This window comes from Actinotalea sp. Marseille-Q4924, from assembly GCF_916618755.1.
Taxonomy (GTDB): Bacteria; Actinomycetota; Actinomycetes; order Actinomycetales; family Cellulomonadaceae; genus Actinotalea.
This window is the reverse complement of sequence record NZ_CAKAKB010000002.1, coordinates 272,815-292,477: the sequence shown is the minus strand read 5'-3', so window position 1 is coordinate 292,477 and position 19,663 is coordinate 272,815. Positions and strand designations below refer to the sequence as shown.

Sequence of the window (19,663 nt, the reverse complement as noted above, 5' to 3'; positions counted from 1 at the left end):
CGGACCGGCACCCGGCCGTCAGCCTCGCGCGGTGACCAGCCGCTCGCGCAGCGACGCGAGCTCGCCCCGCACCTCTGCCGGCACCCGGTCCCCGAAGACGTCGAGGAACTCCTCGGTGAGGTCGCACTCGTCGAGCCACGCCTGCGGGTCGACACGGAACAGCTCCGTGAGGTCCTCCGCCGGCACGTCGAGGCCCTCTAGGGCCAGCGCGCCGGGCGCGGGGACGAGGCCGATGGGCGTCTCGACCGCCTCCGCCGACCCCTCGACCCGGCGGAGCAGCCACTCCAGGACGCGGGAGTTCTCCCCGAAGCCGGGCCACAGGAAGCGCCCGTCCTCCCCCTTGCGGAACCAGTTGACCTGGAACAGGCGCGGGGCGCCGTCGCCGAGGCGCTCGCCCATGCGCAGCCAGTGCGCCCAGTGGTCTGCCATGTTGTAGCCGCAGAACGGCAGCATGGCGAAGGGGTCGCGGCGCAGGGTCCCCACCGTGCCCTCCGCGGCGGCGGTCTGCTCCGACGCGATCGTGGCACCGAGGAACACGCCGTGCGCCCAGTCGCGGGCCTCGACGACGAGCGGCACGTTGGACGCCCTACGCCCGCCGAACAGGATCGCGTCGATGGGCACGCCCGCCGGGTCCTCCCAGCTGTCGCTGATGCTCGGGCAGCGGTCGGCGCGGACCGTGAAGCGCGAGTTGGGGTGCGCGGCGGGCCGGCCGGCGTCCGGGGTCCAGTCCTGCCCCTGCCAGTCCACGAGGTGCGCGGGAGCCTCCTCCGTCAGCCCCTCCCACCACACGTCGCCGTCGTCGGTCAGCGCGACGTTGGTGAAGATCGTGTCCGAGCGCGTCATCTCCACGGCGGTGGGGTTCGACGTCTCCCCGGTGCCCGGTGCGACGCCGAAGAAGCCCGCCTCCGGGTTGATCGCGCGCAGTCGACCGTCCGGACCGGGCCGCATCCAGGCGATGTCGTCGCCGATCGTCTCCGCCGTCCAGCCGGGGACGGTCGGGCGGACCATGGCGAGGTTCGTCTTGCCGCACGCCGACGGGAACGCCGCCGCGACGTGGAACTGCCGCCCCTGCGGCGAGGTGAGGCGCAGCACCAGCATGTGCTCCGCGAGCCAGCCTGCGTCCCGGGCCATGACCGACGCGATGCGCAGCGCGAAGCACTTCTTGCCGAGCAGCGCGTTGCCGCCGTAGCCGGAGCCGTAGGACCAGATCTCCCGGGTCTCGGGGAAGTGGACGATGTACTTCGTCTCGTTGCACGGCCACGGCACGTCCTCACGGCGGCGTCCGGTCGCGTCGACGAGCGGCATGCCGACGCTGTGGACGGCGGGGACGAAGTCGCCGTCGTCGCCGAGCTGGTCCAGCACGGCGGTCCCCACGCGCGTCATGAGGTGCATGCTGACGACGACGTACGGCGAGTCCGTGACCTCCACGCCGTACTCCGCGAGCGGCGAGCCGACCGGGCCCATGGCGAACGGGATGACGTACATCGTGCGACCGCGCATCGAGCCGGCAAAGACGCTCTGCAGCTCGGTCCGCATGGCGCCGGGGGCGCGCCAGTTGTTCGTCGGGCCTGCGTCCTCGGGCCGCCGGGAGCAGATGAACGTCCGGCTCTCGACGCGGGCGACGTCGTCGGGCGCGGAGCGGGCCAGGAAGGACCGGGGGCGCTTCCGCGGGTCCAGCGGGATGAACGTGCCGTCGTCGACCAGCTGCTCGCACGTCCGCGCGTACTCCTCGGCGGAGCCGTCGCACCACACCACGCGGTCCGGACGGGTCAGCTCCGCGACCGACGCCACCCAGGCGCGCAGGCGGCGGTGACGGACCGGTGCCGTCGCGCCCTGTCCCGGCTCGGTCCCGGGCCGGTCGACCGGCATGACGTCGGGGCGGTCCTCGAGCGTGGTCATGGGTTCCCTTCCTGTCGGGCGCGCCGGAAGCGGCGTCTGTTGACAGCCTGGTGCAGAAATCATCGCACCCCCAACCGCTAGAGCCGGTAAGAACATCGAATCTTTCGTTACTGTCAGGACATGGCCGAAGACCCGCAGCAGGATGCGACCACGTCGACGACGAGCCAAGGCCCTCGCGGCCGCCCTGTCATCACGATCGCCGACGATCCGCAGTCCCGCCCGTCGCCGGCGACGGGGCTGCTCACCCTCGGCCGCCGCATCCGCCACCTGCGCACCGCCCGGGGGATGACGCTGGACCAGCTGGGCGGGGTCGTCGGCACCACGGCGAGCCAGCTCTCCCTCGTCGAGAACGGACGCCGCGAGCCGCGGATCTCCCTGCTGCAGAGCCTCGCGGACGCGCTGGGGACCACCCCGACCGACCTCCTCGCCCCCGAGCCGCCGTCGCGGCGCGCCGCCCTGGAGATCGAGCTGGAGCGGGTGCAGGCGACGTCCCTGTACGGAGCGCTGGGACTGCCGCAGGTGCGACCGGGCAAGAGCCTCCCGACCGAGGCTCTCGAGGCCCTCGTCGGGCTGCACACGGAGCTCGCCCGCCGCGCCGACGCGGCGATCGCCACACCGGAGGAGGCCCGCCGCGCCATCACGGCCCTGCGGCTGTGGATGCGCGAGCGGGACAACTACCTGCCCGAGATCGAGGAGGCCGCGGCGGAGGCCCTGCGCCACGGCGGGTACACCTCGGGCGCCCTCACGCACCGCGCCGTCGCGCGCATGGCGCGACAGCTCGGCTTCACGCTGCTGCACGTCGACGACCTGCCGCACTCCACGCGCACGGTCACGGACCTGGCGAACGGGCGGATCTACCTCCCGCCGGCGTCCATCCCGGGCGGCCACGGCCTGCGGTCCCTCGCGCTCCAGGCCATCGCGCACCGTGTCCTCGGCCACGTCCAGCCGCACAGCTACGCGGACTTCCTGCGCCAGCGCGTGGAGATCACCTACTTCGCGGCCGCGTGCCTCCTGCCGCGGGAGGCCGCCGTCGGCTTCCTCAGCGAGGCGAAGCGGAACAAGGACCTGGCGGTGGAGGACTTCCGCGACGCGTTCGGCGTCACGCACGAGACGGCGGCCCAGCGGATGACCAACCTCCTGACGTCGCACCTGGACGTCCGCCTGCACTTCCTGCGCGTGGGTGACGACGGCGCGCTGTACAAGGGCTACGAGAACGACGGCGTCCACTTCCCCACGGACCCGACCGGCGCGATCGAGGGCCAGCTCGTGTGCCGGCACTGGGCCGCACGGTCCGCCTTCGAGCGGCGGGACCGCACGACCGAGTACTACCAGTACACGGACACCCCCGAGGGCACGTACTGGTGCACGACGCAGACCGGCTCCACCGAGCACGGGCAGTTCTCGATCACGGTCGGGGTCCCGTTCGGCTCGGCGAAGTGGTTCCGCGGACGGGACACGACGACCCGGCACCGCTCGACCTGCCCCGACCCGGCGTGCTGCCGACGGCCCGAGCCCACCCTGGCGGACCGGTGGTCGGCGCACGCGTGGCCGAGCGCCGCGCTCCACGCCCAGATCCTCGCCCCCCTGCCGTCCGGCACGTTCCCCGGGGTGGACGACTCGGAGGTCTACGCGTTCCTCGAGCGGCACGCCGGGCCGCGCGCGGGCGCGTCCTGAAGGGAGGCTGCGACCGCTGCGCGGCCCGAGCCTTGCCCTTCCCGGGGCCCGGGCCGATCCTGATCTGAGCCTTCGGTCCCACGCGCCGCGCGTGTGCCCCGTCGTACGGTCGGCAGGCCCGGGGTCCGCGACGCCTCGGCAGACGGGGGAACGAGCATGGGGAGCACCGGGAGACGACGGCGCCCGCCGACGGCCGCACGACCGGCCGCCGCGCCGCCACCGCCGCCCGGTGCGGTGCGCGTGCGGGGTGACGGGACCGTCGACCTCGCGGTGGTCGGCATGACGTGCCGCGCGTGCGAGGTGCGCGTGGGCAAGGCGCTGCGCGGCGTGCCCGGGGTGCGGCACGTGGACGTGTCGTCCGCGCGCGGCCGGGCCCGGGTCCGGACGGACGCCGACGTGCCCGCCGAGCGCTGGGCCACCGCGGTCCGCCGTGCCGGGTACGAGCTGGGCGTCCAGCGCCGCCCGTGGCTGACGCGGGACGGGCGGGTCTGGCGTGACGTGGCGCTGGCGGTGGGCGCCGTCGCCGTCGTCGCGGTGGCGGCGGGCCTGCTCGGCGTGCAGGAGGCCTCGGCGGGCTGGGGCGCGTCGGCGATGGGCGGCAGCCTCGTGCTCGTGGTGCTCCTCGGGCTCGCGGCGGGCGTGTCGACCTGCATGGCGCTCGTGGGCGGCCTCGTGCTCGCCGTGTCGGCCCGGCACGCGCAGGTGCGCGCCGCGGCGACGACCGCCGGCTCCGGCCGTGGCGCCACGACGTGGCACCGGCTGCGCCCGCACGTCGCGTTCAACGCGGGGCGGGTCGTGGGCTTCGGCGTGCTCGGGGCCGCCCTGGGTGCGGTGGGCTCCGCCGTCCGGCTCAGCGGCGGCGCGGTGGCCCTTGTGACCGTCGTGGTGTCCCTGGCCATGATCGCCGTGGGCGTCCAGCTCACCGCCGTGTCGCCGCGGCTCGCCGGCCGCATCGTGGCGCTGCCCGAGGGCCTGTCCCGGCGGCTGCGCCTGGACGAGCGCGCCGACGGCGGCTATCGGGACTCGCGGACCGCCGCGCTCGGGGCGGCGACGTTCCTGCTCCCGTGCGGCTTCACGCAGGCCGTGCAGCTCTATGCGATCTCGACCGGCAGCCCCGTGCGGGCCGGCGTCGTCATGGCGCTCTTCGCGCTGGGGACCGTTCCCGGGCTCCTGGCGATCGGCGGGCTCACCGCGCTCGTCCCGTCCCGCCGTCCGACGACGGCGCCGCGGTTCCTGCGGTTCGCGGGCGTCGCCGTCGTCGCCTTCGCGGTGGTGAACCTGTCCGGCGCGGCCACCGTGCTGGCACCGGGTCTCTTCGGCGGACTCGGCCCGGCGGCGGTGTCCGGGACCGCGGCGGTCTCCGAGAACGTCACCCTCGAGGGCGGCGTCCAGGTCATGCGGACGACGCAGGTCGTCGACGGGTACGAGCCGCAGCTCGCCACCGTGGTCGCCGGGACGCCGGTGCGATGGGAGATCGACTCGGTCGCAGCGAGCTGTGCGAGCGCCCTGTACGCGCCGGACCTGGGCGGCGGCTCTGCGCCCGTGCTGCTGCCGCCGGGGGTGACGACGCTGGAGTTCACCCCGGAGCGGCCGGGGCGCCTGTACTACTCGTGCGCGATGGGGATGTACACCGGCGCCGTCGACGTGATCGCGCCGTAGGGCGCCGTCCGCGCCGCCCCTCCGGCGGATCGTGGTGAGATCGCCGCGGTCGACGCGGGCGATCGTCCACGATCCCGGGCGGGGGCGCCGGGTCGCCGGCACGCGCCGGGATGCGCCCGAGTGCCCCGCAGGCGACGCTCGGGACCATGACCGCCGACGCCACGACCCTGCTGACGTTCGGGCACGGGACCGCCGACGAGGGGCTCATCAGCCGCGTGCTGACCGACGCGGGGGTCCAGACGCTGGTCGACGTGCGGCGCTTCCCCGGCAGCCGGCGCCATCCCCACGTGGCGCGGGACGAGCTCGCCCGGTGGCTCCCGGAGGCCGGCGTGGCGTACCGGTGGGAGCCCCGGCTCGGCGGCCGGCGACGGGTCCCCGCCGGCGACGACGACGCCGCGGACGGCACCGCACCGGACCCGTGGTGGCAGGTGGAGGCGTTCCGCGCGTACGCCGCGCACACGCGCACGGCGGAGTTCCGGGCCGCGCTGGGCGACCTGCTGGAGCAGGCGGCCCGCGAGCGCACCGTCGTCATGTGCAGCGAGACGGTCTGGTGGCGGTGCCACCGGCGGCTCGTGGCGGACGTCGCGACGCTCCTGCACGGCGTCGACGTCCAGCACCTGGGCCACGACGGCCGCCTGTCCGCGCACCCGCCGGCGGCCGGCGCGCGGGTCACCGCGGACGGGCTCGTCTACGACCGCACCGACGTCTGAGCCGCGCGGCTCTCAGCGCGCCCCGGCAGGCAGCCCCGCGGCCACCGCGGCGGGCACGACCGTCGACCGCTCGCGCAGCCGGACCTCGCAGCCGGAGCCGACGCGCAGGATCCGGTCGACGGTCAGCGGACCCTCGTGCCGCGCGAGCATGCCGCGCGTGAGGCCGAGGTGCACGCGGCAGACGACGTCGCCGTTCTCGTCGCGCAGGTCCGCGAACGGGCAGTGCAGCAGGCGCAGCGTGAGGCCGTCGGTGCCGGGGGCCGGCTCGAAGCCGAGCGCCCGGAAGTGGTCGTGCAGCGCGGTGAGCTGCGACGCCCGCGTGCCCTCGTCGCGGCCCGCCGTGTCGCACGGGTAGTGGGCGGCCCACGCCTCCCCCGCCTGCTCGGCGCGGACCCGGGCGTCGTCGGGGTGCGGGTACCCGGACAGCAGGGCCTTCATGAGCTGGTCCCGGACGCGCTGGTCGAGCTCGGTCGAGGCGTCGGCGGCGGTCGACCGGTACAGCATGCGCGGCCGGCCACGGGTGCGACGGATCTCCGGCGCGCGGTCGGCGAACCCGGCCACGACCAGGCGGTCCAGGTGCTCCCGGACGGTGTTGACGTGCAGTCCCACCTCCTCGGCCACGGTCTCCACCGGGAGGGGGGTCCCGCGCTCCTCGAGCAGGCGCAGGATCGCCACCCGGCTCTCGGAGGAGAGGACCCGGTACGCGTCGACGGATCGCCGGACCATGAACCCAGTCTCCGCCGGGTCAAACGCCGCCGCCTGGGACCAAAGAGCCCCCGTCCGGTGACGGACGGGGGCTGTTCGGTCGATCCCGCTCCCTGTCCGGCGGCCGGCCGCGGGCTGACCGACGGGAGCGGGCGGTGGGGCGGCGCGTCAGGCCGGGCAGCAGGCGGGCTCGCGCCCGCCCACCGCTCGCGCGCCGACCGGTCCGGCGACCGCGCCGGCGAGCACCGCGAGGGTCCGCCGGACCGCCGCGGACGCCTCCCGGACGACGTCGCCGACGACGCCGACCCGCGCCGGCTCCGCCCGCGGGTCGGCTCCGCGCCGGGTCGCGTGGCGCGCCGCGACGGCGACGAGCTCGTCGTGACGCTGGTGGTGGATCTGCAGGAGGGTCTCGGGCGAGTACATGGCGGGCTCCGTTCGGTGCGGTGGGGTGGGTGGTCGGTCAGACGGTGACGGGCTTGACGGCCCGGACGATCGCGCCGTGCAGCCCGGGCCGGACCTCGTGCGTGAACGTGACCTCGGTCTCGGTGAACCCGGCGGCGGTCAGGCCGTCCAGGTACTCCTGGCGGGACAGGGCGCCGGCGATGCAGCCGGCGAAGTCCCCGCGCTCCGCCCGCTCGGCCGGCGACAGGTGGTCCTCCGCGACGACGTCGGAGATGCCGACACGTCCGCCGGGGACCAGCACGCGGAAGACCTCGGCGAGCACGGCGTCCTTGTCGGTCGACAGGTTCACGACGCAGTTCGAGATGACGACGTCGACGGCGGCATCGGGCAGGGGCAGCGCCTCGATGCGGCCCTCGAGGAACTCGACGTTCGTGGCGCCCGCCTCCGCAGCGTTGCGCCGCGCGAGCTCGAGCATCTCGGGCGTCATGTCGACGCCGTAGGCGAAGCCGGTGGGTCCCACCCGGCGTGCGGAGAGCAGCACGTCGATCCCGCCGCCGGACCCGAGGTCCAGCACACGCTCCCCCGCCCGGAGCTCCGCGACGGCGGTCGGGTTGCCGCAGCCGAGGCTGGCGAGGACGGCGCCGTCGGGCAGCTCCGCGGTCTCGTCCGCCGCGTAGAGGGCCGCACCGAACACCTCCTCCGTCTCGACCGGTGCCGTCGCGTCGCCGCAGCAGCCGGCGGCCGGGGCACCGGCCGTGCTGTCCCCGGCCGGGGCGGCAGGGCTGCCGCAGCAGCCGCCGCTGGACCCCGTAGCGGTCAGCACGGTCGTCGCCGCGGCGCGGTAGCGCTCACGGACCTGCTCGAGCCTGTCGTTCTCCATGGCCCCTCCAGACATTGATGTGTGTCGATGTATGGACTCTGGAGCAGACATCGACAGATGTCAATACCTGAGCGATACTCGTTCCATGACCACCGACACGCTCGCCGGACCCATCCCTGAGGTGGCGTGCTGCGCCCCCCTCGTCCGCGCGCCGCTGGGGGCGGCCGAGGCCGAGGGGCTGGCCAAGGTCCTCAAGGCGATCGCCGAGCCCAACCGGCTGCGCGTGCTGTCCCTCGTCGCCGCCCGCGACGGCGCCGCCTGCGTCTGCGACCTCACCGAGCCGCTCGGCCTGGCGCAGCCGACCGTGTCCCACCACCTCAAGACGCTCGTCGACGCCGGTCTCCTGACCCGCGAGAAGCGCGGCGTCTGGGCGTACTTCTCCCTCGTCCCGGGCGCGCTCGACGACGTCGCACGTGTGCTCAGCACGGCCGGCGTCACCCCCGTCGCGGACTCCTGCGGCTGAGGCCCTCGTGCGCGACGACACGCCCCTCATCACCGCGCAGGCCGTCGCGCTGGCGGCGCTCGCGTGGCCGGGCCGGGCACGGTGGGCGCTGCCGGCGCCCGTGACGACGACCGCCGTGCTCGCCGGCGCCGCCGGTGGCGCCCTCGCCGTGGCCGGTCTGGCGCCGCACGGCACCTCGATCACCCCGCGCGTCGAGCCGCCGTCCGGCAGCGGCCTGCACACCGGGGGCGCGTACGGCGTGAGTCGTCATCCCATCTACGCCGGACTGCTCGTCGCCGGTGGCGCCGTGGCGGTGCTGCGACGCCGGCCCGAGCCGCTGGTGGCGTGGGCGGCGCTCGTCGCGGTGCTCGACACGAAGACCCGGCGCGAGGAACGGCACCTGCTCGAGCGTTTCGGCTCGGTCTACGCGCGCTACCGCGAGCGCACCCCCCGCCTGCTGGGCCTGCCCGCTCGACGCCGGTGACGCCGTCGCCGGTGACGACCGGATCCACGGTGCTCGAGCGCGGAGGGATCGCCGCGTCCCGCGCGGAAGACTCTCCGCGCTCGGCGTGAGCCCGTCGCGGTCGGCTGACGGCCGACGTCGCCCGGACGCGGCGAGGCCCGCCGCGCGGTGTGCGGGGCGGGCCTCGACGGGCGTCGGTCAGGAGGTCGGCGGCTCGTCCTTGCCGGCCTCCTCGGCCGCGTCGGCCTCTTCCTTGGTCTTGTGGACGGCGCCGTCGGCGTGCTCGGGCGGGCCGTAGACCGTGTAGAGGATCAGCGGGTTCTCCCCGGTGTTGACGAAGTTGTGCTTCTTCCCGGCGGGCACCACCACCAGGTCTCCCTGGGCGACCTTCCTCTTCTGGCCGCTCACGATCGCCTCACCGATCCCGCTGACGAACGTGAGGATCTGGTCGATGTCCTCGTGGACCTCCTCGCCGATCTCGCCACCCGGCGGGATCGTCATGACGACGAGCTGGGTGTGCTCACCGGTCCAGAGCACGCGGCGGAAGTCCGGGCTCTCCTCGGCGACGGTCGCGATCGTGTAGTGCTCCATGGAGCTCTCCTTCTCTCGGGGTCTGGGACTGAGGGGCGCCGGGTCAGGACCGGTGGATGTCGCGACGCGAGAGCACCCGGCGATGGGCACCGGCGGTGTCGTCGTCGCCGCGGTCGCGACGTGACGCCCGCTGGGTGTCGTCGTCGCCGCGCTCGCGACGGGCGGCCCGCTCGGCGTCGTGGTCGCCGCTGTGGTTCTCGCCGTCGGAGTGGCCGGCGCTGAGGCGGAGCTCACGGCCCTTCGCGATGTCCTTCTCGTGCTGCTTCTGCTTCTTGTCGCTGGCCTTGGTGTCGCGCGGCGGGAGCTGGATGGTCTCCTCCGCCTCGATGCCGGCGACGAGCTCACGGGAGCGCTCGAGCTCGGCGTCGACCTCCGCACCGAACAGCAGGGCGTTGTTGGTGATCCAGATCCACAGCAGGAAGAGGATGACGCCCGCCAGGGCGCCGTACGTCTGCGCGTAGTTCTCGCCACCACCGAAGCCCGTGACGTAGACGACGAAGCCCACCGTCGCCAGCGCCCAGACGATGATCGCCACGAACGCCCCGACGCTCATCCAGCGGAACTTCGGCTGCTTCACGTTGGGCGTCGCGTAGTACAGGATCGCGATGACGAGCGCCACGAGCAGCACGATGACCGGCCACTTGGCGATGTTCCAGATCAGCACCGCCTGGCTGCTCAGGCCGATGAAGCCACCGACCTGCTCCGCTACCGGGCCGGAGAGGACCATCGCGCCGACGATGACGGCGACGAGCACGAGCATGACGAACGTGACGCCGTACAGGACGGGGCGCAGCTTGTAGAACGGCCGGCCCTCGTCCACCTGGTAGATGCGGTTCATCGCGCGGCTGAACGCGTTGACGTAGCCCGATGCCGACCAGATCGCCAGCAGCAGACCGATGATGAAGCTGAGCCCGGCGCCCTGGGCGCTCGTGAGGTTCGTGATGACGCTCCGGACGAGGTCCAGCGAGTCCTGCGGCATGCCGCGGCCCTCGGCGAACTCGACCACCCGCTCGACCGTCTGCTGCCCGTTGCTGAACAGCCCCAGCAACGACACCAGCGCCAGGAGGGTCGGCGCGATCGCCAGCACGCCCCAGTAGGTCAGCGCGGCGGCGAGGTCCGTCACCTGGTCGCGCTGGAACTCGCGGAACGCCTTGCGGGCGGTGTACTTCCAGCCCGGCTTGGGGATGTCGTCCGGCGAGTCCGGCTTGCGCTCGTCGTCCGGGTGCGGCGCGGTCGCGGCCTTCTGGGACGACGGCACCTGCGTGCCGCCCTCGTGCGACTGGGTGCGGTCCGCCCCGTCCGCCCCGTCCGCCCGGGCGGCGCCGGTGCTGCTGTCGTGCGACGTCCTGCTCATGTCGTTCTCCTCGGTCTGTGCCGCTCGGGCTTCCGGTCGGCTACCGGTCCGGGTCAGTGGGTGGTCGAGGGTGGGCCGGCGGCGCCGTCCGGCTGCGCCGATCTGGCCTGCGACGCCGTGTACGCGGGTGTCCGGAGGGCCGCGACCCAGGGGTACGTACGCAGACCGGGTGGCGTCCGCAGCGGCTGGAACCGGATCGACCGGTCGACCGCGAACGGCGCCTCGGCCATGATCTCCAGGGTTCCGAAGGCCCGCCACCGGGAGCGGGGCGACGCCCACGACAGGCTCAGGACGAGCGGCCGCGCGGCGAGCTCCGCAGCGAGCGCGTCGCGGTCGGCGGGCAGGTCACGCGCCGCTGCCGGCTCCGCCAGCAGGAGCACGGGGCCACGCGGGCCGAGGAACGGCAGCACCGACCCGTAGGGCGCCCGTCCGTGACCGCGGCGCGGCCCCGGGACGTGCCGCAGCCCCGGGGCGGTACCCACGGGCGAGGACAGCAGCAGGTCGACCTCCCCCGCCCGGACTGCGAGCCCGACCACGTCGGGCAGCCGGCGCGGGAGGCCACCCCCGCGGGACAGCCGCACGACGACGTCGTCGTCCCCCGCCTCGTCCAGCCAGGTGCCGGTCGCGTCGGCGCCGGTCAGCCCGTACCGCCGCAGCCGCCCGCGCAGGACCAGGCCCTGCGGGTGCAGCGCCTTGCCGCGGCGCAGCCGGGCGACGACGCCGACGACGGCGCCGAGCGTCGTCCCGAGGAGGGCGGCGGCTCGCGACGCGGACGCGGTCCCGTACCGCCCGGGGATCCCTGCGACCCCGGGAGGCACGGCACCCGTCCGTGTCCGTCCGTCCACGTGCACCTCGCTCCTCGTCCGATGTGCGCCGCGGCGGGGGTGGTCACCCACCCCCGCCGCGGTGTCGTCGGTCGTCCCGGCCGCGGCGTGCACCGGCCGGGACGACGACGGTCAGTACTGGTCAGTACTGCGAGCGCTGCTCCTCGACGTGGTGCTGGGCCTGGCCCTGCACCTCGTCCTTGGCGCCCTGGGCGTCCTGCTTGACGCCCTCGGCCTCGCTGCGGCCCTCGGACTTGAGGTGGTCCGCGGCGTCCGTCGCGCGCTCCTTGACGGCCTGAGCGGCCTCCTGAGCGGGCTCCTTGAGGTCCTGTGCGACCTCCTTGGCCTTCTCCTTGGCGCCCTCGACGAGCGGCTGCGCCTGCTCCTTGGCCTGGCCGGCGAGCTGCTTCTCCTTCTCGGAGACCGGCAGCAGGCTGCCCGCGAGCCACCCGACGCCGAAGGCCACGAGACCGGCGGCGAACGGGTTGCCCTCGGCCTGGTGCTTCACCGTGCCGGGAAGCCCCTTGGCCTGGTGGCCGACGGAGTGCGCCGCCGAGCCGACGGAGTCCTTGGCGCCGTGCAGCGCGTCCGAGGTCTTGTCCTTGGCGCTGTGCCCGCCGGAGGACACCGACGACGAGGTGCTCTGCGCGGAGCCCATGACGCGCTCCTTCACGGAGCCGAAGCGGCTGCGCACGTCCTGCTTGCGCCGCTGGACGATCGCCGACGGGCTGACCTTCTCCTCCAGGGCGTCGACGTCGTTGCTCAGCTCGGCCCGCGTACGGGCGATGTCAGCGCGGATCTGGTCCGGGTCGGTGCTCATCGGTTCTCCTCCTCGTGGCCCTTCAGTGCGTTCGGGATCTTCTTGACGGTCGACGCCGTCTGCGGGAGCCCCTGGACCCGCTTGACCTCGGCCTTGCCCTTGAGGGCGAGGACCGCGGCGACGATCCCCCAGATCACCGCGACGATGAGCGCCGCGAGAGCCGAGTCCATCCAGTTGTTCAGCAGCTGCCAGAGCGTGATCGACAGGAACAGCAGGACGAAGTAGCCGGCGACGGCCGCGCCGCTGAGCATCCCCGCGCCCTTGCCGGCGCGCTTCGCGGACTCCGTCGCCTCGGCCTTGGCCAGGGCGACCTCCTGCCGCATGAGCGTCGAGAGGTCCTCGGTGATGTTGGAGAACAGCGCCCCGAGGGACGGCCGCTCCGTGTCGTGGTCGGGGCCGGTGCCCGGCGCGGAGGCTCCGAGAGGAGCGCCCGCGGTGGCACCGCGAGGAGCGCCCGCGGTGGCACCGCCGGGGGTGTGGGTGGTCATCGGTTGTTCCCCTCGTCCACCGGGCTCCACGGACGGGTCGCCTCGTGCTCGGGCACCTCACCGGTGCCGCCGCCGAAGATGCCGCCGTCCTCGTTGCCGTAGGAGTCCTGCCCGTAGCCGGCGCTGCCCGCGGCGTACTGCCCGGCGCCCGACGGCGGGTTCTGCGTCCCCGTGCCGTAGGTGTCCGCGACGGTGTCGCCGTAGACCGGCGTGCCGACGTCCTCCGTGCCGGTCCCGTACGGGTCGGCGGATGACGCGCCCTCGGGGTACGTCGCCGAGGTGCCGGGCGTGGCCTGCACGCCGTACGTCGGGTCGCCGTCGGCGGTCCCGAGCCCGTCGGTGCCCTCGCCGTACACCGCGCCGGTGCCGTAGGTGCTGGTGGTCGGAGCGGCTGCCGCACCGGCCGTGCCCGCGGCGACGCCGTACGCGCTGGTGCGCGTCGGGGTCCCGTAGGTGCCGGAGACACCCTCGGCGCCGTAGGACGCGGCGCCGTAGGCCTCGGTGCCCTCGTCCGAGCCGGCGGCCTGGCTCTCGTCGTTGCTGATCTCCTTGACGCCGCGCGTCAGGCGGCCCGCGAGCAGGCCGGCGCCGGCGGCGAGCGCCAGGAAGGTGCCCGGACGGCCCTGCGCGAAGCGCTTGACCTCACCGAGCAGCTCGCCCGGCTCGCGGTTCTCGAAGAAGCTCGCGACCTCGTCGATGCGCTGCGACGCCTGGCGGGCCAGGTCGGTGGCCATGCCCGGCTCCGAGGAGGAGTCGGCCATCGAGCCGAGCTCCTGCCCGAAGGAGCGGATGCTCCCGGCGAGCTTCTGCTGCTGGGAGCTGGCCTCGGAGGTCAGCTGCTCGCGGCCCTGGCCGAGGAGCTGCTTGGCCTGGCGGCCGGCCTCGCGGCCGACGTCCTTCGCCTCGCTCTTCGCCTCGCGGGCGAGGTGCTGCCCGCTCTCGGCGGCGCTGTGCGCCACGCCGGAGGCCTGGTCCTTCGCGGTGTGCGCGGTGTCCCGCGCTGCCTCACGGGCGGCGTCGGTCCGCGACCCGTCCGTGCTCGACGGCTGTCCCGTCTCGTAGTCGTAGGTCATCGTGCTTCCTTCCGTTCAAGGTGCGGCGGCGGCACTGGTCCGAATGTCGGGGTGCTGGTGTCCTGCGGGGCCGGCGACCTGGGGGCCGCCGGGTGTGCTCCACCCCGCGGCGTCCCGGAGCGGGACCCTGCGGGACCCCCGGCACCACGGCACCGTCGGGTCGTCCGGTCGGTTCTCCACGAGCGGTGGTCCACGGGGCGTTCCCCCTGGACCGGTCGTCCGTGGAGGACGTCCCGGTGGTGCGCCGACGCGGACGTCGGTGCGGAACACGGCCGGCTCTGTCCACAGCCGACCCGAGCACTTGAGGCAGCCTCCGGAGGACAAGGCCGGTGGCTGCCGACGCAGTGACGCTAAGTCGGGTCTTGACATCGCGCGACTTGAACGGTTACGGCGTCTCGGCGGGCAAACGCCCTGATCATGAGCGTGCGGTGCGGCCCGGACCGGCCGTCGGGCCGATCCGCGAGCTCATCGAGAGGCCGGGTGCCGAGGCACGACCGACGGCGTCCAGCGCGGAGAGCTCGCCGCGACATGCGCGGGCGACCCTCCACGAACTGGCGCAGGCCGACGCGATCGGCCGGCATGCACCCGAGGGCGCGACAGGCGGTACGCGCCGCGTCCCCGGCTCCGCACGGGTCCTCCGTCGGGCCGGACGCCGTCCTCGCGCCGGGGCCGACGCCGCTCTCGGCCGGGGCTGGTCGCGTCCTCGGCACCCCACGTCAGGGTTGGGAGCGCTCCCAGATGGAACCGGTCTCATTAATTCTTTCGGGTGACACCGCAGCGCTCTGACCTGGACGTAAGCGTTTTCATCCGTGACGGCGCGCGGTCACGGTTTCATCACGACGTTTGACACGCCCGGTACCGGCGCGCCAAGTTGTGACCACCGCGATGAGACCGGTCCCACCACTCGGGACCAGCGACACCGGCTCAACGATGAGACCGGTCTCAGCGGAACCGACACGCGCAACCCGCACCCGAATCCCGGGCGGCGGAAGCAGGGGGCGGCACCGATGCCGCCCAGGAGACGAAGGAGTCGGACGTGCGCAACATCGGGAAGCCGTGGCTGGCGATCACCGCCGGGATCGCGGGCACCGCGCTGCTCGCCGGGTGCGGCGGCGGCGACGCTGCCGACGACGCAGGCAGCGGCAGCGGCGGAGAGGGCGGCTCGGAGGGCGGCGAGGTCACCCTGACCGTCGCGACCTTCAACGAGTTCGGCTACGAGGACCTCATCACGGAGTACGAGGAGCTCAACCCGAACGTCACGATCGAGCACCGCAAGGCCGCGACGGCGAACGAGGCCCGCGACAACCTGAACACGCGCATCGCCGCGGGCGGCTCCGGCCTGGCCGACATCGAGGCCCTCGAGGTCGACTGGCTCGCCGAGCTCATGCAGTACCCGGACACCTTCGCTGACCTCACGTCCGACGAGGTCGAGGGCCGCTGGCTGGACTGGAAGGTCCAGCAGGCCACGACCGAGGACGGCAAGCTCATCGGCTACGGCACGGACATCGGCCCCGAGGCCATCTGCTACCGCGCCGACCTCTTCGAGGCCGCGGGCCTGCCGACGGACCGGGCCGAGGTCGCCGCGCTGCTGGGCGACACGTGGGAGTCCTACTTCGAGGCAGGCAAGCAGTTCTCGGCGAACTCGGACGTCGCGTGGTTCGACTCGGCCGGCGCCACGTACCAGGGCATGGTCAACCAGCTCGAGGCGGCGTACGAGGAGACGGACGGCACGCCGATCCCCCTCGACGAGAACGACCAGGTCAAGGACCTGTACGAGACCGTGCTCGCGGCGTCGGTCGACGACGGCCTCTCGGCCGGCCTGGCCCAGTGGAGCGAGGACTGGACGAACTCCTTCCAGAACGACGGCTTCGCGACGATGCTCTGCCCGGGCTGGATGCTCGGTGTCATCGAGGGCAGCGCGGCCGGCGTCACCGGCTGGGACATCGCCGACACCTTCCCCGGCGGCGGCGGCAACTGGGGCGGCTCGTTCCTGACCGTCCCCTCGGCCGGCGAGAACGTCGAGGAGGCCAAGAAGCTCGCCGCGTGGCTGACGGCGCCCGAGCAGCAGGTCAAGGCGTTCCAGGCCAAGGGCACCTTCCCGAGCCAGATCGAGGCCCTGGAGAGCGAGGAGCTCACCTCCGCCACGAACGAGTTCTTCAACGGCGCCCCGACCGGCGAGATCCTCGCCAACCGTGCCGCTGCGGTCGACGTCGCCCCGTTCAAGGGTGCGAACTACTTCACGATCCACACCACGGTCGCCGACGCCATCACCCGCGTCGACGTCGACAAGACGGATGACGCCGCCAGCTCGTGGGAGAAGGCCGTCCAGGCCTTCGACGAGCTCGGCCTGGGCTGACAGGTCCGCGGGGCCGGGCGGTAGCAGCACCACCGCCCGGCCCCGTGCCGTCCCCCACCCGGTCCGGAAGGAACCCCATGGCCACCGTCACCCTCCCGTGACACCCCCAGCACGCGCGCGACCGCGGGCATCGACGCCCCGGCACCCGCGGCCCGACAGTCCTCCGGCGGCGGCCTCGGCCGGCGCCCCGCCCCCTCCCCGCTGCGGAACTTCCTCGGCCGGCTGGACGTCAAGGCCTCGCCGTACCTCTACATCGCGCCGTTCTTCCTGCTGTTCGCGCTCGTCGGGCTCTTCCCGCTCGCGTACACCGCGTACGTGTCGGTGCACGACTGGCACCTCCTCGGCGGCCAGGGCGACTTCGTCGGCCTGCAGAACTACGTGGACGTCCTGCAGCAGCCGCGCTTCTTCACCGCGCTGCGCAACACGTTCAGCATCTTCATCCTCTCCGCGGTACCCCAGCTCATCGCCGCGATCGCGATCGCCGCGGTCCTCGACGACAACATCCGCGCCAAGACCTTCTGGCGGATGGGCGTCCTGCTCCCCTACGTCGTGGCGCCGGTCGCCGTGGCCCTGATCTTCTCCCGGGCGTTCGCGGACCAGTCCGGCATGGTGAACGAGCTGCTCGGCATGGTCGGCGTCGACCCGATCCGCTGGCACGCCGACTCCCTCGCCAGCCACGTCGCGATCGCCACGATGGTGAACTTCCGCTGGACCGGCTACAACACGCTGATCCTGCTTGCTGCCATGCAGGCGATCCCCCGCGACCTCTACGAGGCGGCGATCATCGACGGCGCGAGCCGGGTCCGCACGTTCTTCTCCATCACGGTCCCGATGCTGCGGCCGACCCTCATCTTCGTCATCATCACGATGACCATCGGTGGCCTGCAGATCTTCGACGAGCCGCGCATGTTCGACCAGCTCGGCCAGGGCGGCGCAGACCGGCAGTGGATGACGATGACCATGTTCCTCTACGAGCTGGGCTGGGGCGCGCAGAAGAGCTTCGGCCGGGCGTCGGCGGTGGCCTGGATCCTCTTCCTCATCATCATCGCCATCGGCATCGTCAACTTCATGATCACGCGCCGGATCGCCTCCACGGGGTCGGTCAAGGGAGGGACCCACTGATGGCCAGGACGAGCACGCCCTCCCTGCCGATGGTGGAGCAGATGGCCGGCAGGGGCGCCGCCCGCGCCGCCGGCCGACGGCGCGGCGGCGACGGGATGGGGGCGAACCGTCGCCCCGGCTGGGTGACCTATGCCGTCATGGCGCTGGTCCTCGCGATCTCCGCCTACCCGCTCTACTACGCGTTCCTCCTCGCGTCCTCGGACGCGCAGACCATCGCGCAGAACCCGATCCCCTCGCTCATCCCCGGCGGCAACTTCCTCGAGAACATGCAGCGGGTCCTCGCCTCGGACATCAACTTCTGGGTCGCGTTCCGCAACAGCCTCATCATCGCGGTGCTCGCCGGGTTCTCCGTCGTGCTGTTCTCCACGCTCGCGGGGTTCTCGTTCTCGAAGCTCCGCTTCCGGGGCCGGGGGCCGCTGCTGGTCTTCGTCATCGCGACGATGGCGGTGCCCACGCAGCTCGGCGTCGTGCCGATGTTCATCGTCATGTCGGAGCTGGGCTGGGTCGGCCGCCTCGAGGCGGTCATCGTCCCGGGCCTCGTCACCGCGTTCGGCGTCTTCTGGATGACGCAGTACCTGGAGAGCGCCCTGCCGTACGAGCTCATCGAGGCCGCCCGCGTGGACGGCTGCTCGATGATCCGGACGTTCTGGCACGTCGCGATCCCGGCCGCGCGGCCCGCCGCCGCGATGCTCGGCCTGTTCACGTTCGTCGCCTCGTGGACGAACTTCTTCTGGCCGTTCATCGTCCTGGGACCCAGCAACCCGACCCTGCCGGTCGCCGTGCAGCTGCTCCAGGCGTCCTACTTCAAGGACATGTCGCTGATCATGGCGGGCGTCGTCGCGTCGACGATCCCCCTGGTCGTGCTGTTCGTGTTCGTGGGCCGTCAGCTCGTCTCCGGCATCATGCAGGGCGCCGTCAAGGGGTGACCCGAGCCCGCCCGGTGCCGCGGACGTCCCCGGCACCGGGCCGCGGCGCCGTCGTCGGTCGCACCGCCCGCCCGCACCACCCGAAGCCCGCACCGTCGCGGGCACGACGAAGGTAGATTCGCATCGTGACGACCGAGGGGACCACCGTGAAGGTGGAGGCCGCCGCGGGCGCGCGCACCACGGCGAGCAGCACCATCGCGCGCGGGGCGCAGCGCCGCGCGGCTCCGACGCTGCGCCAGGTCGCGGCCGCGGCCGGCGTCTCGCGGGCGACGGCGTCGCGCGTCATCAACGGCGGGCACCTGGTCAGCGACCACGCCAAGCAGGCCGTCGAGGCCGCGATCGCCGAGCTCGGCTTCACGCCCAACCCGGTCGCCCGCAACCTCGCCACCCGCCGCACCGGGTCCGTCGCCCTGGTCGTGCCGGAGCCCAACGCCCGCCTGCTGTCCGACCCGTTCTTCGGCAGCGTCATCAACGGGCTGTCGCTCTCGCTCGAGGCCGCGGACCTGCAGATGCTGCTCGTCATCGCGCGGCCGGGACGGAGCCACGACCGCGCCGTCCGCTACCTCACGACCGGTCAGGTCGACGGCGCCGTCATCGCGTCGCACCACCGCGAGGACCGGCTCAACGCCCGCCTCGTCGAGTCGGGGCTGCCGTGCGTGTTCGTCGGCCGCCCGCTCGACGTCGAGGACTCGCACTGCGTCGACATGGACAACGTCGGCGGGGCGAGGCTGGCCACCGAGTACCTCATCGAGCACGGCCGCCGACGCATCGGGACGGTCGCCGGCCCTCAGGACATGCCCGCCGGCGTCGACCGCCTCACCGGGTGGCAGGAGGCGCTGAGCGCCGCCGGCCTGTCCGCCGACGCCGTCGTCCACGGCGACTTCACCGTGCCGGGCGGGGCCGAGGCCACGCGACGACTCCTCGCCGAGCACCCCGACCTCGACGGGATCTTCGTGGCGTCGGACCTCATGGCGTCCGCGACGCTCACCGAGGTCGCTGCCCTGGGGCGGCGCGTCCCCGACGACGTCGCCGTGTTCGGCTTCGACGACCTGGGAGTCGCCTCGACCACCACACCGCCGCTCAGCACCGTCATCCACCCGGTCGAGGCGATGGCGGCCCGTGCCGGGACGATGATCGTGGAGATGCTCAGCGGGATCGAGCACGCCGCGGAGCCGGTGGTCTTCCCCGCCCGCCTCGCGCTGCGCGCCTCCGCCTGACTCCGCCTGACCCCGGCGGCGACCGCCGCCTCTCGTCGGCCGGCGGTCGCGACCGCGG

The 19,663-nt window shown here is 73.6% G+C and carries 19 protein-coding genes; 9 read left to right on the top strand and 10 right to left on the bottom strand.

The annotated features are described in order from the left end of the window. Nucleotides 1-18: 18 nt before the first annotated feature. Nucleotides 19-1,899, bottom strand: coding sequence for a phosphoenolpyruvate carboxykinase (GTP) (locus LG379_RS05625; protein ID WP_225753609.1), 1,881 nt, complete (start codon nt 1,897-1,899; stop codon nt 19-21). 120 nt (nt 1,900-2,019) lie between these two features. Here LG379_RS05625 and LG379_RS05620 point away from each other — a divergent pair, with 120 nt between their 5' ends. The 3 genes from LG379_RS05620 (at nt 2,020) to LG379_RS05610 (ending at nt 5,942) form a co-directional block, all read left to right on the top strand. Beyond that, a complete protein-coding gene (locus LG379_RS05620) occupies nt 2,020-3,573 on the top strand; it encodes a helix-turn-helix domain-containing protein (protein ID WP_225753608.1) in 1,554 nt (517 codons plus the stop codon). A gap of 240 nt (nt 3,574-3,813) precedes the next feature. Then, nucleotides 3,814-5,232: a sulfite exporter TauE/SafE family protein gene (locus LG379_RS05615; protein WP_225753607.1), complete on the top strand. Its 1,419-nt coding sequence runs from the start codon at nt 3,814-3,816 to the stop codon at nt 5,230-5,232. A gap of 146 nt (nt 5,233-5,378) precedes the next feature. Then, entirely contained in the window at nt 5,379-5,942 is a 564-nt protein-coding gene (locus LG379_RS05610; protein WP_225753606.1) for a DUF488 family protein, read from the top strand. Nucleotides 5,943-5,954: 12 nt separating this feature from the next. On the opposite strand, the gene LG379_RS05605 is transcribed toward LG379_RS05610, so the two are convergent. The 3 genes from LG379_RS05605 to arsM all read right to left on the bottom strand — a co-directional run bounded on the left by LG379_RS05605 (nt 5,955) and on the right by arsM (nt 7,929). Continuing rightward, nucleotides 5,955-6,668, bottom strand: a complete 714-nt coding sequence (locus tag LG379_RS05605; RefSeq protein WP_225753605.1) for a metalloregulator ArsR/SmtB family transcription factor — start codon at nt 6,666-6,668, stop codon at nt 5,955-5,957. A gap of 147 nt (nt 6,669-6,815) precedes the next feature. Then, complete coding sequence (locus LG379_RS05600) at nt 6,816-7,070, bottom strand: hypothetical protein (protein ID WP_225753604.1); 255 nt, start codon at nt 7,068-7,070, stop codon at nt 6,816-6,818. 37 nt (nt 7,071-7,107) lie between these two features. Further along, nucleotides 7,108-7,929: an arsenite methyltransferase gene (arsM, locus tag LG379_RS05595; RefSeq protein WP_225753603.1), complete on the bottom strand. Its 822-nt coding sequence runs from the start codon at nt 7,927-7,929 to the stop codon at nt 7,108-7,110. 85 nt (nt 7,930-8,014) lie between these two features. On the opposite strand from arsM, the gene LG379_RS05590 reads away from it, so the two are divergent. Together LG379_RS05590 and LG379_RS05585 are read left to right on the top strand one after the other, a co-directional pair. Further along, nucleotides 8,015-8,392 (top strand): helix-turn-helix transcriptional regulator, encoded by a 378-nt coding sequence (locus LG379_RS05590; RefSeq protein WP_225753602.1) that lies wholly within the window; start codon nt 8,015-8,017, stop codon nt 8,390-8,392. 7 nt (nt 8,393-8,399) lie between these two features. Further along, on the top strand, nt 8,400-8,855 hold the full coding sequence (locus LG379_RS05585) for an isoprenylcysteine carboxylmethyltransferase family protein (RefSeq protein ID WP_225753601.1): 456 nt from the start codon (nt 8,400-8,402) through the stop codon (nt 8,853-8,855). Nucleotides 8,856-9,032: 177 nt separating this feature from the next. Here LG379_RS05585 and LG379_RS05580 read toward each other — a convergent pair whose 3' ends face one another. The 6 genes from LG379_RS05580 to LG379_RS05555 all read right to left on the bottom strand — a co-directional run bounded on the left by LG379_RS05580 (nt 9,033) and on the right by LG379_RS05555 (nt 13,984). Next, entirely contained in the window at nt 9,033-9,425 is a 393-nt protein-coding gene (locus LG379_RS05580) for a cupin domain-containing protein (protein WP_225753600.1), read from the bottom strand. Between the two features lie 43 nt (nt 9,426-9,468). Continuing rightward, on the bottom strand, nt 9,469-10,779 hold the full coding sequence (locus tag LG379_RS05575; protein WP_225753599.1) for a YihY/virulence factor BrkB family protein: 1,311 nt from the start codon (nt 10,777-10,779) through the stop codon (nt 9,469-9,471). Between the two features lie 53 nt (nt 10,780-10,832). Continuing rightward, nucleotides 10,833-11,597, bottom strand: coding sequence for a hypothetical protein (locus LG379_RS05570; protein ID WP_225753598.1), 765 nt, complete (start codon nt 11,595-11,597; stop codon nt 10,833-10,835). A gap of 148 nt (nt 11,598-11,745) precedes the next feature. Then, a complete protein-coding gene (locus LG379_RS05565; RefSeq protein ID WP_225753597.1) occupies nt 11,746-12,423 on the bottom strand; it encodes a DUF3618 domain-containing protein in 678 nt (225 codons plus the stop codon). Then, nucleotides 12,420-12,911 (bottom strand): phage holin family protein, encoded by a 492-nt coding sequence (locus LG379_RS05560; RefSeq protein ID WP_225753596.1) that lies wholly within the window; start codon nt 12,909-12,911, stop codon nt 12,420-12,422. Before LG379_RS05560 ends, LG379_RS05565 begins: the two co-directional genes overlap by 4 nt. Then, a complete protein-coding gene (locus LG379_RS05555; protein ID WP_225753595.1) occupies nt 12,908-13,984 on the bottom strand; it encodes a hypothetical protein in 1,077 nt (358 codons plus the stop codon). The genes LG379_RS05560 and LG379_RS05555 overlap by 4 nt, the downstream gene beginning before the upstream one ends. A gap of 1,036 nt (nt 13,985-15,020) precedes the next feature. Here LG379_RS05555 and LG379_RS05550 point away from each other — a divergent pair. From LG379_RS05550 to LG379_RS05535, 4 genes are all read left to right on the top strand, one after another. Beyond that, the gene (locus tag LG379_RS05550; protein WP_225753594.1) at nt 15,021-16,340 is read left to right on the top strand and encodes an ABC transporter substrate-binding protein; all 1,320 of its coding nucleotides are present in this window, start codon (nt 15,021-15,023) and stop codon (nt 16,338-16,340) included. 201 nt (nt 16,341-16,541) lie between these two features. Continuing rightward, nucleotides 16,542-17,462: a carbohydrate ABC transporter permease gene (locus LG379_RS05545; RefSeq protein WP_370634458.1), complete on the top strand. Its 921-nt coding sequence runs from the start codon at nt 16,542-16,544 to the stop codon at nt 17,460-17,462. After that, nucleotides 17,462-18,388, top strand: a complete 927-nt coding sequence (locus LG379_RS05540; protein ID WP_225753593.1) for a carbohydrate ABC transporter permease — start codon at nt 17,462-17,464, stop codon at nt 18,386-18,388. The genes LG379_RS05545 and LG379_RS05540 overlap by 1 nt, the downstream gene beginning before the upstream one ends. A gap of 125 nt (nt 18,389-18,513) precedes the next feature. Beyond that, nucleotides 18,514-19,605, top strand: coding sequence for a LacI family DNA-binding transcriptional regulator (locus LG379_RS05535; protein ID WP_225753592.1), 1,092 nt, complete (start codon nt 18,514-18,516; stop codon nt 19,603-19,605). Nucleotides 19,606-19,663 lie beyond the last annotated feature (58 nt).

Excerpts from the sequence above, each read along its gene's own strand:
- LG379_RS05625 (WP_225753609.1), bottom strand. The coding sequence starts at position 1,899 with ATGACCACGCTCGAGGACCGCCCCGACGTCATGCCGGTCGACCGGCCC.
- LG379_RS05620 (WP_225753608.1), top strand. The coding sequence starts at position 2,020 with ATGGCCGAAGACCCGCAGCAGGATGCGACCACGTCGACGACGAGCCAA.
- LG379_RS05610 (WP_225753606.1), top strand. The coding sequence starts at position 5,379 with ATGACCGCCGACGCCACGACCCTGCTGACGTTCGGGCACGGGACCGCC.
- LG379_RS05605 (WP_225753605.1), bottom strand. The coding sequence starts at position 6,668 with ATGGTCCGGCGATCCGTCGACGCGTACCGGGTCCTCTCCTCCGAGAGC.
- LG379_RS05600 (WP_225753604.1), bottom strand. The coding sequence starts at position 7,070 with ATGTACTCGCCCGAGACCCTCCTGCAGATCCACCACCAGCGTCACGAC.
- arsM (WP_225753603.1), bottom strand. The coding sequence starts at position 7,929 with ATGGAGAACGACAGGCTCGAGCAGGTCCGTGAGCGCTACCGCGCCGCG.
- LG379_RS05590 (WP_225753602.1), top strand. The coding sequence starts at position 8,015 with ATGACCACCGACACGCTCGCCGGACCCATCCCTGAGGTGGCGTGCTGC.
- LG379_RS05580 (WP_225753600.1), bottom strand. The coding sequence starts at position 9,425 with ATGGAGCACTACACGATCGCGACCGTCGCCGAGGAGAGCCCGGACTTC.
- LG379_RS05575 (WP_225753599.1), bottom strand. The coding sequence starts at position 10,779 with ATGAGCAGGACGTCGCACGACAGCAGCACCGGCGCCGCCCGGGCGGAC.
- LG379_RS05565 (WP_225753597.1), bottom strand. The coding sequence starts at position 12,423 with ATGAGCACCGACCCGGACCAGATCCGCGCTGACATCGCCCGTACGCGG.
- LG379_RS05560 (WP_225753596.1), bottom strand. The coding sequence starts at position 12,911 with ATGACCACCCACACCCCCGGCGGTGCCACCGCGGGCGCTCCTCGCGGT.
- LG379_RS05555 (WP_225753595.1), bottom strand. The coding sequence starts at position 13,984 with ATGACCTACGACTACGAGACGGGACAGCCGTCGAGCACGGACGGGTCG.
- LG379_RS05540 (WP_225753593.1), top strand. The coding sequence starts at position 17,462 with ATGGCCAGGACGAGCACGCCCTCCCTGCCGATGGTGGAGCAGATGGCC.